This window comes from Bacillus sp. CPT56D-587-MTF, from assembly GCF_058792335.1.
In genome coordinates this window covers 706,849-718,919 of sequence record NZ_JBYTEF010000001.1, presented here as the reverse complement: position 1 = coordinate 718,919, position 12,071 = coordinate 706,849, and the positions used below count along the sequence as shown (strand labels likewise).

The following is a 12,071-nucleotide window of genomic DNA, read 5'->3' as shown; positions in this document are numbered from 1 at the left end:
ACCGTCCGGTTGCATCAAAAATGTGCAACCAGACGATCTTAGTAACCAATATGTATTACCGTAGACTCTAAGCTTTGCGGCCTATCCTTTCGAATAGTGTGCTAAAAATATCTTTTATTCTTTTTTTGTTTCATTTTCCTCTTAAACCAAATATTACTATACCGTCTGGACGGTTATAATTCAATACTCTATAAAATTGTTCTATTTTTCTAATAAAAAAAATAATTCACCACTACATTAAAGAAGCAACGGTGAATTATTTTCACATTATATAGTTCGTATATTCTATTTATATGAATTTCTAATAAGAGCTTGAATCACTTTTTCTCTTAACTCGGGGCTTAGTCTTCCAACCCCTAAATATTCCGAATACCATAATCCATCTGCTGCTAATCTAATAATTGTTGCACAAACTGCATCTATCTCATCGTTTTCTATATTCTTTTGCAGTTGCTGAAATGATTGTTGTAATGGCTCAAGTAATTCAGGTTTTAACATGAATGCTGCCATCATACTACTAGATAACTCTTCTGTTCTTCTCTCATTATTTAATCTTTCCTCTACAAAAGAGCGAACCCATCTCCCTTTCTTCTCTGCGTCTTCCGCAACTTTATTGTAAATGGCCCCTTCATAATCCTCTACCCCTCTGACTATCATACCTTCTATTAAAGCTTCTTTATTTGAAAAGTGATACAATAATCCACCTTTACTTACACCCGCCTCTTTTGCCACTGCTTCTAAGGTTAATTTAGCAACCCCTTTACATTGCACAATTTGAGAAGCGGCCGCCAAAATCTTTTGCCGCGTTATGCTTATACTCATTCCTTTTTAAAACCCCATTTCTACTAAATTTATATAAATACGAATCTTATTTTTAATATTGTTGATTACTACTAAGTATTTTCTTTATACAACAAAAGCTTCATTACCTTTGAATTTTTAGTTACTTATTCTATTAAAAATTTCCATATCATTCAATATGATAACATTAAACACACAAAGCTGACTATACATCTATACTTTTGTATTTATTGAAAATATATCCATTAATAAAATTTACCAATTTAGTCCTTCTTATTACCTTATAAGACGGCAGTAATTCTTTCAGCACTAAATAAAAAATGTTATTACTCCCATTGAATTGAGTAATAACATTTCACTTAACAAATTCGCTGCCAACTAGCATCCTTCACATCTTCACTAGTCGGTTTTCTAACTAATCCAATAAAACATTCCTCGCAAGCACCAAATACAATAAAATTTTTCTGTGCTTGTCTTAACGAGACTTCATTTGCACCGCCTTCAAAGTCAGGATTGTTAAACTGTACCTCATCATCTTCCCAGTAACATATATTACAAATTTCATATGTACCTGGTGGTTCTTCTTCTATTGTTCTATACCCGCAGCACGGACATGTATATTTCATTCTGTTACTCCATTATTCATTTCTTTTTTCTCCCATATATTCCGGCCCATAAAGAATGTCACAGCACAAATCATAGTTATCCCCATGAAAAATGTATTAGAATCTTCATATGTAGTTGGAATGCCTACCGTTACGAAAACAATACTAAAAGCTAAAAGTAGATATAATAATAAAGATATAATATAGCTGAGTTTAAATCGTAAAATGATACCTCTAAACAATAGCTCACCAAGTAGACAGCCACCTAAAATAATAGGTACTCCGAAATACAATGTAAGGACTCCCATTTGCGCAGTAGATTGAATTATCTTTCCAATTATGTTCGGCGAAACCAGCTCACTATTGTTTCCCATCCTATCATATAAATCAAGTGCTGTTGCTGAAATAAAGAAACTTAATATAGAAAATGAATACGGTATTAAAAATTTGCTCACTCTCATTCACCTCGCTTTTTTCTTTACATATATTATTCATTATTTTCGCATAAAAAAATAGCCCGTCTTCCGCGAAAGACGAGCCGTTCCACTTAATTCTCACTTAACTTCTTCTTATACCAATCCTGCATTCTCTCCGCATCTTCTACTCTCGTATGCTCTATTTTGTAACTAGATGATGCACTCGAAAACTTATACGTACATAAATCCGCACGGCGCTGGAAATATGATTATGTCTTCTCCATTGATTGGACGTGTCTTCTTCTAATAAGTCCTGTATATTTTCCGACGCTACGATAGACAAGTGTAATTTGTTCTCCGTTAACACTGTAACCATTTGTTTTAAATGTTGCGTATCCAAGTGTAAAGATAAGGATTGCGAGCGGTAATAATGCCCACATGATGTAATACTTTTCAAAGTATATGCTTATTCCAGTAAGCGGGATTGCGAGCATAGCGAAAAAGATGAAACTATCAATGAGATAACGGCGCAATGCTGCTTTTGGTAACGAAGTAATATTTGCATTCAGTTCGTATGGTAATTGTAAATGCGTGAGTAACTGTTGCACTCGATCTTTTCGAATGATAGGATGCAGTGTAACTTTTTCTTTTTCGTCATCCGTTCCCTTACTTTGAATGACTTCTACTTGCACAGCACAATAACCGAACGGTTGGCGTAAAATACCTTCTTTTATCGTAATCCCTTGAATACGGTGCAATTTTAGTACGAGTTCTTTTTTCTCCAGTAATCCTTGCGAAATACGGACTTCGTCATTTCTTCGATTCACTGTAAAATCTCCATGTTTTAGCGCATAACCAATTGTCGATATAATCCACGAAAGGACGAGCAAAATAGCTATCATCAAAATCCAGCCATATATATCATGTTCCATTACATACGACTTTACGCTATTCTCTATCCATTTCGGAATGTACTCATCTACTTGGTGATACACAAAAAAGATTAATGAGAATAACAATCCAAATTGACCAGATGTAACAGAGGCTATTAAAATCTCTTTCCACGTTAATTTGTATTCTCTCGCTTGTTTTTCCTCTGTAATAATTTCTTTTACTTCTACTTCTTCTAATGTTTTTTCTACTTTCAATTCTGAAGCCGACTCATTTAACATTGCGATAAGCTCTGTCGCTTCTTCTACCGTAATTCCAGCTAAGCTAACTTCTGCTTCATCGCCTCCGCCAGCTGTTTCAATCTGAATTTTTTTCAAACCGAGCATTTGATATAGTACGTTAGAACTTGTATTAATCGTTTGAACACGTTCTTTATTTAAGTAGCTCTCCTTTTTCACAAAGAGACCTTGTTTCACATGTAATACGTTATTTTCAACCCAGTATGTTGTGTAATACCATTTTTCAAACGCTGAAAAGACGGTGAGTAAACCGAATGCAGCGGGAATTAAATACCAAAACGGGAACTTTCCGTTTAAGCTAAACATGAAAATAATGAGTGGTATAAAGTCTGTTATTTTTAACTCTAATAACATCGTGATTGGATGCTGCCTTTTATACATCCTCATCACTCACTTTCGCTAATTCTGCGATTTTCGTTTTCAACATTTCAGCTTCATACATCGTTAAACCTGGGATGCTATGAGAAGTTGCTGCTGTTGAAATGTGTAATTCTGCTAATCCGTATTTTCTCATAATTGGCCCTTGTTCAATCGTTACGTGCTGTACACGAATCATCGGCACTAATACGCGCTTAACAACGAAAAGGCCATGCTGAATTTCAAGTTCTTCTTCATTTAGTTGGTAGCTGTAATAACGTTGACGTAGTTTCGGAAACGTAAAGTAATCAAACGGTGTATATACGATTGTTAATCCGATGAGCACATAGAAAATCCAAGCCCACCAATTAAACTTAATCATAAAGAAAAGATATGCAAAAATGACTATAATACTGATTCCTAGCTCAATTAAAGAACGCGCTTTCCACACCTTGACCATGTCAGGGTGAATTTCATTTTTCAATGAATCCATGTAACCACTCCAAATCTAGTAATCTAATATATGAATACTCTTAATCTACATTTTACATAACTTTACAGAAAATTGAAATTTAATCTTCTTTCTTCTCAGGAATAAAATATCCGAACCAAAGTAGCCAAATGAAACCGATTAACTTCATCCAATTTCCATCCGCTTGAAAAGCTTCAATCATACCTGGTATTTTATAAACCCCAATAAATCCAAGAAAACCGAGCCACCAGTTTTTTTGCATTTTCATTTTTACTCCTCCTTCATTACGTTTTTCACATTTCGAATCCAAATTTCTTTATACTTTAACTGGAATCCCATGAGCATATAGTTGCTCATATTATCGATCACAAGCGCTAGCGTATGAGCATTTTCTTCCGTTTCATGTTGTGACACAACGCCCAGTCTCGCGCCTTTCTTCAATAAATCGTGGAAACCATGCAAAAAATCCTCTTGTATTTCAAATAAACGTTTCTGATACTTTTCATTTCGTGATGCAGTTACGATAAATTCATTGATAACGCGTAGTATTCCTTCTTGCCCTTCATACTCAGAGAGCATATGTAAACCATCTGCGATTAGCTTTTCTGCAAAGTTTTCTTTCGTATACCGCTCTTCATTAAAGTACTTTGTAAAATGATAATCAGAAAAAATCTCTTCAAATAAAAAATCAACTAACGCTTCTTTAGAAGAAAAATGATAGTAAATAGCCGGTTTTGAAATACCTACCTCTTTCGCAATCATGGAAAGACTCATCTTCTCAATGCCGTGTTCTGCCATAAGTTTAAATGATGCCTCTACAATGTTCTGCGATGTTTGTAAATTCTTCGTCATACTGTACCTCACTTATTTTTACTTACCGTTCGGTAAGTAAATTATAAAACAAAACGAAATGATTTTCAATTTAGTTAGCACTACAGAAGGTATTTATTGGAAAATACAGAAAGTTATAAAGTAAAAGCAACATATAACAATAAGGAGGATATCATATGAGACTTGGTGGTAATGGCGGTAGTGGTGGTAATGGCGGCGGTGAAGCGGGACAAGCTGGTAAGAGCGGATTTTCATTAATCATTGTACTTTTTATCGTATTGATTATAGTTGGAATTAGCTATATCGGACTTAGCTTCTAAGAAAAGGCGTCCTACATTACATATGTAGGACGCCTTGTTTTTAATCCCTATTCAGCAATCGCATACGATAGCAATTCATCGTCACTTCTCCAAGCCTTTGCAGTAATTGATAGTTCGCATATGCGCCGACTGGGGCACCGATTACTGGTACGAGCTGAAGCATTTTCGCTAAATCAATATAGTCTCGGTACTCTGTTTGGAACTTTTCCCAGTCCATATGATTTTCTTTTTCTGTATCCCACGTTTCGATTGCTTTCCATATTTCTTTTCTGTGATCATCACTTGAAAAGGCAAGTTGGAAAACGTGAAGGATAAAAAGACGCTCTTCTTGTTTACTCGTATCAAATCCGTACAATGTCGCTGCATCGAATAAAAATTTAATTTTAATTGTAAGTAAAAGCGGAAAGTCAGCAAGACCGAGGAGAATACCACCAGCTCCAGTCCCTGCTCCTTCTGCCGCTGCTATTTTTTTGTACTCATCCATTTTTTTTACGAACTTCATCGTCACGTCTTTGCAGTGACCATGTCGTCTCTTTTAGCTTCGGCTTTATAAAGTTTGACCCGGCGCTAATCGTTTGCACCATCATACGAATCGTCTCTGTTAGTACCTTTTGTACTTTCGCCGGAATGAGCTGTTGCACCTTCGTCTGCACTTTTTTGGAGAACCGTGTCATCATAGAAGAATCTTTCATGAATGTAGCTTTCCACTGCTCCAATTCTTTTATAACCTTCTCTTCGTATGTAATCATAGGTTCATTCCTTTCAATTTAAACGCTCAATGCGCTTCGCCCCGTATTGGTAAACGAAACCGATACTAAATAATATGCTTACGATAAGTAAAATTCCTGTCATCATGAAATCTTTCGTTGCTAGTGCAAATATAATTGTAAATATAACGCTACCTGTAATAAGAATTGCATTTAATAAAGTAAGAAAATCTTTCTTCTTCTCTTCTCCGCCTACTGGGTACAAATCAAGCCAAATTTTCATGCGGTGATGTTTCCATAAAGTTAATAGCTGATAACCGATTAAGTATAGGAAGATAAGGCTTACGATAAATCGTCCATATAAAAATGGAATGAAGTAAAGAATAACTCCGCCTAGAGCGAGCAGGCGCACATATAATCCAAAATAGTTACCTGATCTTAAAAATGTTCTCGTATATAAGTATAAATATGTACGCTTTTCGCCGATTATCGAAAGAATGAAATCCAGCCATTTTCGGCGAGATACTCTTTCTTTTAATGCTGGTACATCAACGAACATATTCGCGATGCGGTACAGCAGCATCATCTTCTTACCTTCTTCGGAAATTAAATACTCCCAGTTTAGTGGCTTTCCTTTGACCATTTGATGCATGATAGCAAGGTATAACACCATGAGAAGGACGATTCCACCAATGAAAAGAACTGAAGTACGTTCTACAAGGAAATATACAAATAAACCGTTTAGGATAAAACGAATAAACCAATCAGCCCTTTGTATATTTTGACCTGTTAAAAATGACTTTTCCCACGCTACAAATAAATTCCACGCTTTTACAATGACAAATGCGAGTACGATCCATATGTAGCCAGCTCCTGTTTGCTTCATTTGTTGGAAGTATAACGGAGCAAGCGCGGCTGCTACGATTGCGATTATGTATAACTGAATCATAAATGTAAAAAGAAATGCCTTTGTGAAGTAAGGTTTTAACTTTTCTTCAACTGGCAGTAAGTAAACGAGATCCGCTTCTTTTAATAATGTTTGAATGGATCCAGCCGTTAACACGAGTCCAATTAATACTGCCATTACGAGCGCAGTTGGAAACGAAGTTGTTAACGTTTGTAACCATTGCTGGTAATAATACGCTCCCGCACCGATGATGAACACGAAAATAAATTTCAAATGATCATTAAATACGTATTTACTATATGTACGAACTTCTTTTAGAAAGTGACGAAATCGTTCTTTCCATAACGCTGTGCTATTCATAATCTTCTTCCTTTGTTAGCGCGATGTAAATATCATCTAACGTTGCACCTGGCATATTAAACTGTGATTGCAGTTCAGATAGCGTTCCCTTCGCTCTTACTTCACCTTGATGCAAAATAATGAACGAATCACAATAACGCTCTGCCGTCGCTAAAATATGTGTGCTCATTAAAATACCGGCACCACTCTTTTTCATTTGGTCCATCATTTGAAGAAGGGATTGAATCGCTAACGGATCTAATCCAACGAAAGGTTCATCTACTATGTAAAGAGATGGCTCCACTAAAAATGCGCTCATAATCATTACTTTTTGTTTCATCCCTTTTGAGAAATGAGATGGAAACCATTTTAAACGATTTTTCATACGAAACTCTTGTAGTAGTTGTCCTACACGTTCTTCATATTGTTTTTCATCCACGCCATACGCCATAGCTGTTAATTTCAAATGCTCTTCTAACGTTAATTCATCATATAATACCGGCGTTTCCGGAATAAATGAAAAGCTAGAACGGTACGCTGTCATATCATCACGAATTGTTTTCCCATTAATTGTGACAGTTCCTTTTTTCGGTTCCATTAAACCGATAATATGTTTAATCGTCGTACTTTTACCAGCTCCATTTAAACCGATTAAGCCGACAAGTTCGCCTTTATTAACAGAGAACGAAACGTCTTTTAATACAGGTCGTTTCGTATATCCTCCTGTAACATTTTCTACACGCAATAACTCGCTCATACGACACCACTTTCTTCATTAGTATTCATTCTATATTCATCTTACCAAAAATTATGCTGTACTACATAGTATCCATGTACTCAAAAAAAATTTTTAAATTTATTAGCATATAATTTCCCGAAAGCGGACATCATAATTATTGAAAAAGGAACACATTGAAAAAGCAACCACCAATTGATGAGTACAACAACATAGTGAAGTCATCATGAAATGGGGTGTCCAAGTTGGACAATGAAATTTACACATAACCAGATCATTTGTTTCATTTTCGAAACGGGGTGTCTCTGAAAGAGCATATACTGTTTTAAAAAATAAACAATTTCATTTTAAAAAAGATTGCAATTCATTTCACTTGAAAATGGGGTGTCTACGGCAGAAACTTTAGCCGATTTACCGTGCATTTCTTAAATAAATGAGGTGTCTGCGAAACGTAAATTACGATAATGCTTTTTCAATCCCTCTTCAGAAAACAGGAAGCTGAGTCAGCTTCCTGTTTTTCGTGTTTGTTCTCTTATGTAATTATGGTAAAATACGGCTAAGGATATTTGAAAGGATGAGATCAATGAATCATACAGCAGACAATTGTATTTTTTGTAAAATCATTGACGGGCAAATCCCTTGCTCAAAAGTATACGAAGATGAACATGTGCTTGCATTTTTAGATATTAGTCAAGTAACAAAAGGACATACTCTTGTTATTCCGAAAGTTCACAAACAAGACATTTTTGCGTTAACGCCAGAAATCGCATCACATATTTTTTCTGTCGTTCCAAAAATCGCAAATGCGATTAAAACAGAGTTTAATCCAGTTGGCTTTAACCTACTTAACAATAACGGTGAAAAAGCTGGACAAACTGTGTTCCACTTCCACCTTCATTTAATTCCACGCTACGGTGAAAAAGATGGTTTCGGTGCTGTTTGGAAATCACACCAAAATGAATACACTATGGAAAATTTACAAAACATCGCAAGTACAATTGCAAATAGTGTGAAATAATGACACTATAAGAAGGCGTAATACATAACAAGCCACTTCCCTGAAGTCATCAAATTCCGCATGGCTTGTTTCTTCACCTAAAATGCTCAGGGATGATTGTTTGTGCATAGCACATATAAGAAAGATATGCATATTTTTTCACATCATGAATACGAACAAAAAATAAGGAGGTCTCCTTTTATGTCAAAAGCTAAATCCTTTATTACAGGTGTTATTTGCGGCGGAGCAGTTGCTGGACTAGCCGTTCTTTTCTCAACTCCTTCTTCTGGTAAAGACATGCGCGGCAAGTTAAAAGAAAAAGGAAATGATATTAAAAAGACTTTAGCTGATATTACAGCTGATACGAAATTATTAAAACGTCAAATCGTTGAAACTGCTTCAGAAGGTAAAGAAGTGTTCCAAGAATTAAAAGACGATATGCACGATACACTTTCTAACTGGAAGCAAGATATTTCTCAAAACAAGCGCCATATTGAGAAAGAAATTTTGGACATCCAAAAGTCAATTGAGAAACTGCAAGAAGCTGTTCCAGAAAAAGCGTAAACAAATTCCTGCTTAGTTTTTTGCATATAACAAATATTTTTTATATAAATTGACCTTGACACGGCATATCGTATAGATATGCCGTGTTTTTATGCATTTACAATATATGTTATCAATTAACATGTAAGGACAACGCATGTATTCACGACTCATAAAACGCTTCCATAGTTATGCATGATTTGTATAGAATGTCATTTTGTTAAAAAATTTTCACAATTCTTACAAAAAGACTTTATTAATTTTTATTTTACTGGCATAATAGATAGTAATGAAAAAGAATGTTAAAGTGGGTGAGTAAATGAAAAGTGGAGAAAAAGATTACTCGGTAAAAGAAGCGATGATTTTCAGCCAACGCATTGCTCAATTATCGAAAGCGTTATGGAAATGTGTAGAGAAAGATTGGCAGCAGTGGATTAAACCTTACGATTTAAATATTAATGAACATCATATTTTAACAATCGCTTATCATTTAAAAGGGGCTTCTATTTCTGAGATTGCTAAGTTTGGAGTTATGCACGTATCAACGGCATTTAACTTCTCTAAAAAGCTAGAAGAACGCGGCTATCTTGTATTCTCAAAAAAGGAAGATGATAAACGAAATACGTACATTGAAATTACAGACAAAGGGGAAGAATTACTACTTCGCTTAATGGAGGAGTATGATCCTGAAAATAATTCAGTGTTTAATGGGGCTCTTGCACTTCGTAATTTTTATGGGAAGTTCCCAGAAAATATCGAACTGATTGCAATCCTGCGTAATATTTACGGACAAGACTTTATCGATATTTTTGAGAAATCATTAGAAGATATTGAAGAGAACTTTACAGAATCCGATCAAAAGTTAGTTAAGAAATAATCTATTTATTTTTTCGCAATCATGCTTAAGAATTCATTCATAAGCGGCTTAAATAAACCTTGTTTTGCTAGCGCTTCCGCAGTTTCGTGTACTTCGAGCTGATGTGGAAGCGCTTTTTCAAATTGATCTAACAGCGCATCGAACAAAAGAAGCCCTTCTGCTTTCTCCACTACATATTGCTCGTTCAGTTTTTCACAAAGATTTAGTATACGTTCAATATCTTTTTTACGAGCTTTTTTCTTTATGATCAAAGAATAAAATGGACACTTCTCTTCATCAATCATTTTAAATAGTAGGTCTACATAGTATTCAGCTTGTTCTAATCTTCTAACAACGTCCATTTTCTCCCTCACTTTCTAACACAAAGTCTTCTATTTCTGAATTTTGTAACACGAACAAAATATCGTGTGATACAATATATGTATATGTATTTTAGCCAAAAGGAGGTCTCGCCTCATGACACTTATAACAGTTGTTTTTGTCGCATTTGCACTTCTTGTTATATTTTACACGAATTTCATGACACATACACTGTGTGAACGAAAACAAATAGCTGCGAGCCGCCAGCCCGGTGTCTTTCGGGTTATTAATGTATGTATAACAATTTTATTAATTTCTAGTTATATAGAAATTATATTTCATGGAAAGTGAGGAAGGAAAGCCCCTTCCTCACTTTTTTCCTCTATAAGCAAATTATACCTACAATAACCAATAAAATAAACAGTACAAGTAATAAAATAAGTTGAGAATTCATCCCCATCCCCTCCTCTATTCTGTATATGCGGCATACGCCCAATATGGCACACTTTCAAAATCTGACACGTGCTGGTTAATTTTTCTTTATCAATATGAAAACGGTTCGAAATATGATATATTAAATTTTGTACATATTGCTTATACTATAGAACAAAACATTCATCAAAACTTTATCCTCAGCCTCGGTAAGCCCTGTTAAGCGCGCTTTACCAATATAAAAAAGCAAAAGTATCAGTGAGACTTAATCGGGCTCTTATGAATCAAAATTCATTGGTGTAGGATAAATTAAAAATACATAATAGTAGGAGTGTTTATCGAATGAAGAAAGCTATGCTTGCCTTAGCCGCAACAAGTGTAATCGCATTATCAGCATGTGGAACATCATCATCAGACAAAATTGTTACATCTAAAGCTGGTGACATTACAAAAGAAGAATTTTACAATCAAATGAAGACACAAGCTGGTAAACAAGTACTAAACAACATGGTTATGGAAAAAGTACTTATTAAAAACTACAAAGTAGACGACAAAGAAGTAGATAAAAAGTTCGATCAAACGAAAAAACAAGTTGGTGATCAATTCGATACACTGTTAAAACAACAAGGTCTGAAAGAAGAAACATTTAAAAATATGTTACGTGCTCAATTAGCTCAAGAAAAAGCAATTGAAAAAACAATCACTGATAAAGAATTAAAAGACAACTACAAGCCTGAAATTAAAGCAAGCCACATTCTTGTAAAAGATGAAGCTACTGCGAAAAAGGTAAAAGAAGAACTTGGACAAGGTAAATCTTTCGAAGAGTTAGCGAAACAATACTCTGAAGATACTGGCTCAAAAGAAAAAGGTGGAGACTTAGGATTCTTCGGACCTGGTAAAATGGTTAGAGAATTCGAAGATGCTGCTTATAAACTGAAAAAAGATGAAGTAAGTGAGCCTGTAAAATCACAATTCGGTTACCACATCATTAAAGTTACAGACATTAAAGAGCCAGAAAAATCATTCGAACAATCTAAAGCTGACATCAAAAAAGAACTTGTTGCGAAGAAAGTGCAAGATGGCGCATTCATGAACGATCTTATGATGAAAGAAATCAAAAAAGCTGACGTAAAAGTTGACGATAAAGATTTAAAAGATCTTTTCGAAGAGAAAAAAGCTGACGATAAAAAAGAAGAAAAGAAATAATGAAGTAAAAAAAAGCTTGAGCTTCGGCCCGAGCT

15 protein-coding genes, 2 pseudogenes and 1 riboswitch are annotated in these 12,071 nt (G+C 35.0%); of the genes and pseudogenes, 6 read left to right on the top strand and 11 right to left on the bottom strand.

Annotation, left to right across the window (positions count from 1 at the left end):
• Window positions 1–20: 20 nt before the first annotated feature.
• Window positions 21–113: riboswitch (cyclic di-GMP riboswitch) on the bottom strand.
• A 172-nt stretch (window positions 114–285) separates the two neighbouring features.
• The 7 genes and pseudogenes from AC3WVZ_RS03815 to AC3WVZ_RS03785 all read right to left on the bottom strand — a co-directional run bounded on the left by AC3WVZ_RS03815 (window position 286) and on the right by AC3WVZ_RS03785 (window position 4,693).
• On the bottom strand, window positions 286–822 hold the full coding sequence (locus AC3WVZ_RS03815) for a TetR/AcrR family transcriptional regulator (protein ID WP_000028016.1): 537 nt from the start codon (window positions 820–822) through the stop codon (window positions 286–288).
• 338 nt (window positions 823–1,160) lie between these two features.
• On the bottom strand, window positions 1,161–1,427 hold the full coding sequence (locus AC3WVZ_RS03810; RefSeq protein ID WP_000877842.1) for a CPCC family cysteine-rich protein: 267 nt from the start codon (window positions 1,425–1,427) through the stop codon (window positions 1,161–1,163).
• The gene (locus AC3WVZ_RS03805; RefSeq protein ID WP_000033012.1) at window positions 1,424–1,861 is read right to left on the bottom strand and encodes a hypothetical protein; all 438 of its coding nucleotides are present in this window, start codon (window positions 1,859–1,861) and stop codon (window positions 1,424–1,426) included. Before AC3WVZ_RS03805 ends, AC3WVZ_RS03810 begins: the two co-directional genes overlap by 4 nt.
• Window positions 1,862–1,953: 92 nt before the next feature.
• Window positions 1,954–3,393: pseudogene (locus tag AC3WVZ_RS03800) on the bottom strand (PH domain-containing protein).
• Window positions 3,386–3,862 (bottom strand): PH domain-containing protein, encoded by a 477-nt coding sequence (locus AC3WVZ_RS03795; RefSeq protein ID WP_000377670.1) that lies wholly within the window; start codon window positions 3,860–3,862, stop codon window positions 3,386–3,388. Before AC3WVZ_RS03795 ends, AC3WVZ_RS03800 begins: the two are co-directional and overlap by 8 nt.
• Window positions 3,863–3,941: 79 nt before the next feature.
• Window positions 3,942–4,109, bottom strand: a complete 168-nt coding sequence (locus AC3WVZ_RS03790; RefSeq protein WP_000783813.1) for a hypothetical protein — start codon at window positions 4,107–4,109, stop codon at window positions 3,942–3,944.
• A 2-nt stretch (window positions 4,110–4,111) separates the two neighbouring features.
• Window positions 4,112–4,693: a TetR/AcrR family transcriptional regulator gene (locus tag AC3WVZ_RS03785; RefSeq protein ID WP_000164838.1), complete on the bottom strand. Its 582-nt coding sequence runs from the start codon at window positions 4,691–4,693 to the stop codon at window positions 4,112–4,114.
• 155 nt (window positions 4,694–4,848) lie between these two features.
• On the opposite strand from AC3WVZ_RS03785, the gene AC3WVZ_RS03780 reads away from it, so the two are divergent.
• A complete protein-coding gene (locus AC3WVZ_RS03780; RefSeq protein WP_072769936.1) occupies window positions 4,849–4,992 on the top strand; it encodes a YjcZ family sporulation protein in 144 nt (47 codons plus the stop codon).
• Window positions 4,993–5,032: 40 nt separating this feature from the next.
• Here AC3WVZ_RS03780 and ecsC read toward each other — a convergent pair.
• The 3 genes and pseudogenes from ecsC to ecsA all read right to left on the bottom strand — a co-directional run bounded on the left by ecsC (window position 5,033) and on the right by ecsA (window position 7,702).
• Window positions 5,033–5,741: pseudogene (ecsC, locus tag AC3WVZ_RS03775) on the bottom strand (ecs operon protein EcsC).
• Between the two features lie 13 nt (window positions 5,742–5,754).
• Window positions 5,755–6,966: an ABC transporter permease EcsB gene (gene ecsB / locus AC3WVZ_RS03770; protein WP_233936044.1), complete on the bottom strand. Its 1,212-nt coding sequence runs from the start codon at window positions 6,964–6,966 to the stop codon at window positions 5,755–5,757.
• A complete protein-coding gene (gene ecsA, locus AC3WVZ_RS03765) occupies window positions 6,959–7,702 on the bottom strand; it encodes an ABC transporter ATP-binding protein EcsA (protein WP_001292603.1) in 744 nt (247 codons plus the stop codon). The genes ecsB and ecsA overlap by 8 nt, the downstream gene beginning before the upstream one ends.
• Window positions 7,703–8,264: 562 nt before the next feature.
• Here ecsA and AC3WVZ_RS03760 point away from each other — a divergent pair.
• The 3 genes from AC3WVZ_RS03760 (at window position 8,265) to AC3WVZ_RS03750 (ending at window position 10,098) form a co-directional block, all read left to right on the top strand.
• Window positions 8,265–8,699: an HIT family protein gene (locus tag AC3WVZ_RS03760; RefSeq protein ID WP_001016841.1), complete on the top strand. Its 435-nt coding sequence runs from the start codon at window positions 8,265–8,267 to the stop codon at window positions 8,697–8,699.
• Window positions 8,700–8,879: 180 nt separating this feature from the next.
• The gene (locus AC3WVZ_RS03755; RefSeq protein WP_000030300.1) at window positions 8,880–9,242 is read left to right on the top strand and encodes a YtxH domain-containing protein; all 363 of its coding nucleotides are present in this window, start codon (window positions 8,880–8,882) and stop codon (window positions 9,240–9,242) included.
• Window positions 9,243–9,540: 298 nt separating this feature from the next.
• Window positions 9,541–10,098, top strand: coding sequence for an HTH-type transcriptional regulator Hpr (locus tag AC3WVZ_RS03750; protein WP_000834924.1), 558 nt, complete (start codon window positions 9,541–9,543; stop codon window positions 10,096–10,098).
• A 5-nt stretch (window positions 10,099–10,103) separates the two neighbouring features.
• Here AC3WVZ_RS03750 and AC3WVZ_RS03745 read toward each other — a convergent pair whose 3' ends face one another.
• The gene (locus tag AC3WVZ_RS03745; protein WP_000383655.1) at window positions 10,104–10,439 is read right to left on the bottom strand and encodes a DUF1878 family protein; all 336 of its coding nucleotides are present in this window, start codon (window positions 10,437–10,439) and stop codon (window positions 10,104–10,106) included.
• Window positions 10,440–10,554: 115 nt separating this feature from the next.
• Between AC3WVZ_RS03745 and AC3WVZ_RS03740 the strand changes: the two genes are divergently transcribed.
• Both AC3WVZ_RS03740 and prsA read left to right on the top strand, forming a co-directional pair.
• The gene (locus AC3WVZ_RS03740) at window positions 10,555–10,749 is read left to right on the top strand and encodes a hypothetical protein (RefSeq protein ID WP_000172690.1); all 195 of its coding nucleotides are present in this window, start codon (window positions 10,555–10,557) and stop codon (window positions 10,747–10,749) included.
• Between the two features lie 423 nt (window positions 10,750–11,172).
• Window positions 11,173–12,036 carry a peptidylprolyl isomerase PrsA gene (prsA, locus tag AC3WVZ_RS03735; protein ID WP_233936042.1) on the top strand — a complete coding sequence of 288 codons (864 nt, stop codon included), beginning with the start codon at window positions 11,173–11,175 and terminating at the stop codon, window positions 12,034–12,036.
• Window positions 12,037–12,071: the final 35 nt, after the last annotated feature.

Bases quoted from the DNA above. Each gene is read 5' to 3' on its own strand.
- ecsA (WP_001292603.1), bottom strand. From the start codon at position 7,702: ATGAGCGAGTTATTGCGTGTAGAAAATGTTACAGGAGGATATACGAAA.
- ecsB (WP_233936044.1), bottom strand. From the start codon at position 6,966: ATGAATAGCACAGCGTTATGGAAAGAACGATTTCGTCACTTTCTAAAA.
- AC3WVZ_RS03745 (WP_000383655.1), bottom strand. From the start codon at position 10,439: ATGGACGTTGTTAGAAGATTAGAACAAGCTGAATACTATGTAGACCTA.
- AC3WVZ_RS03810 (WP_000877842.1), bottom strand. From the start codon at position 1,427: ATGAAATATACATGTCCGTGCTGCGGGTATAGAACAATAGAAGAAGAA.
- AC3WVZ_RS03785 (WP_000164838.1), bottom strand. From the start codon at position 4,693: ATGACGAAGAATTTACAAACATCGCAGAACATTGTAGAGGCATCATTT.
- AC3WVZ_RS03760 (WP_001016841.1), top strand. From the start codon at position 8,265: ATGAATCATACAGCAGACAATTGTATTTTTTGTAAAATCATTGACGGG.
- AC3WVZ_RS03795 (WP_000377670.1), bottom strand. From the start codon at position 3,862: ATGGATTCATTGAAAAATGAAATTCACCCTGACATGGTCAAGGTGTGG.
- AC3WVZ_RS03790 (WP_000783813.1), bottom strand. From the start codon at position 4,109: ATGAAAATGCAAAAAAACTGGTGGCTCGGTTTTCTTGGATTTATTGGG.
- AC3WVZ_RS03740 (WP_000172690.1), top strand. From the start codon at position 10,555: ATGACACTTATAACAGTTGTTTTTGTCGCATTTGCACTTCTTGTTATA.
- prsA (WP_233936042.1), top strand. From the start codon at position 11,173: ATGAAGAAAGCTATGCTTGCCTTAGCCGCAACAAGTGTAATCGCATTA.
- AC3WVZ_RS03780 (WP_072769936.1), top strand. From the start codon at position 4,849: ATGAGACTTGGTGGTAATGGCGGTAGTGGTGGTAATGGCGGCGGTGAA.
- AC3WVZ_RS03755 (WP_000030300.1), top strand. From the start codon at position 8,880: ATGTCAAAAGCTAAATCCTTTATTACAGGTGTTATTTGCGGCGGAGCA.
- AC3WVZ_RS03750 (WP_000834924.1), top strand. From the start codon at position 9,541: ATGAAAAGTGGAGAAAAAGATTACTCGGTAAAAGAAGCGATGATTTTC.
- AC3WVZ_RS03815 (WP_000028016.1), bottom strand. From the start codon at position 822: ATGAGTATAAGCATAACGCGGCAAAAGATTTTGGCGGCCGCTTCTCAA.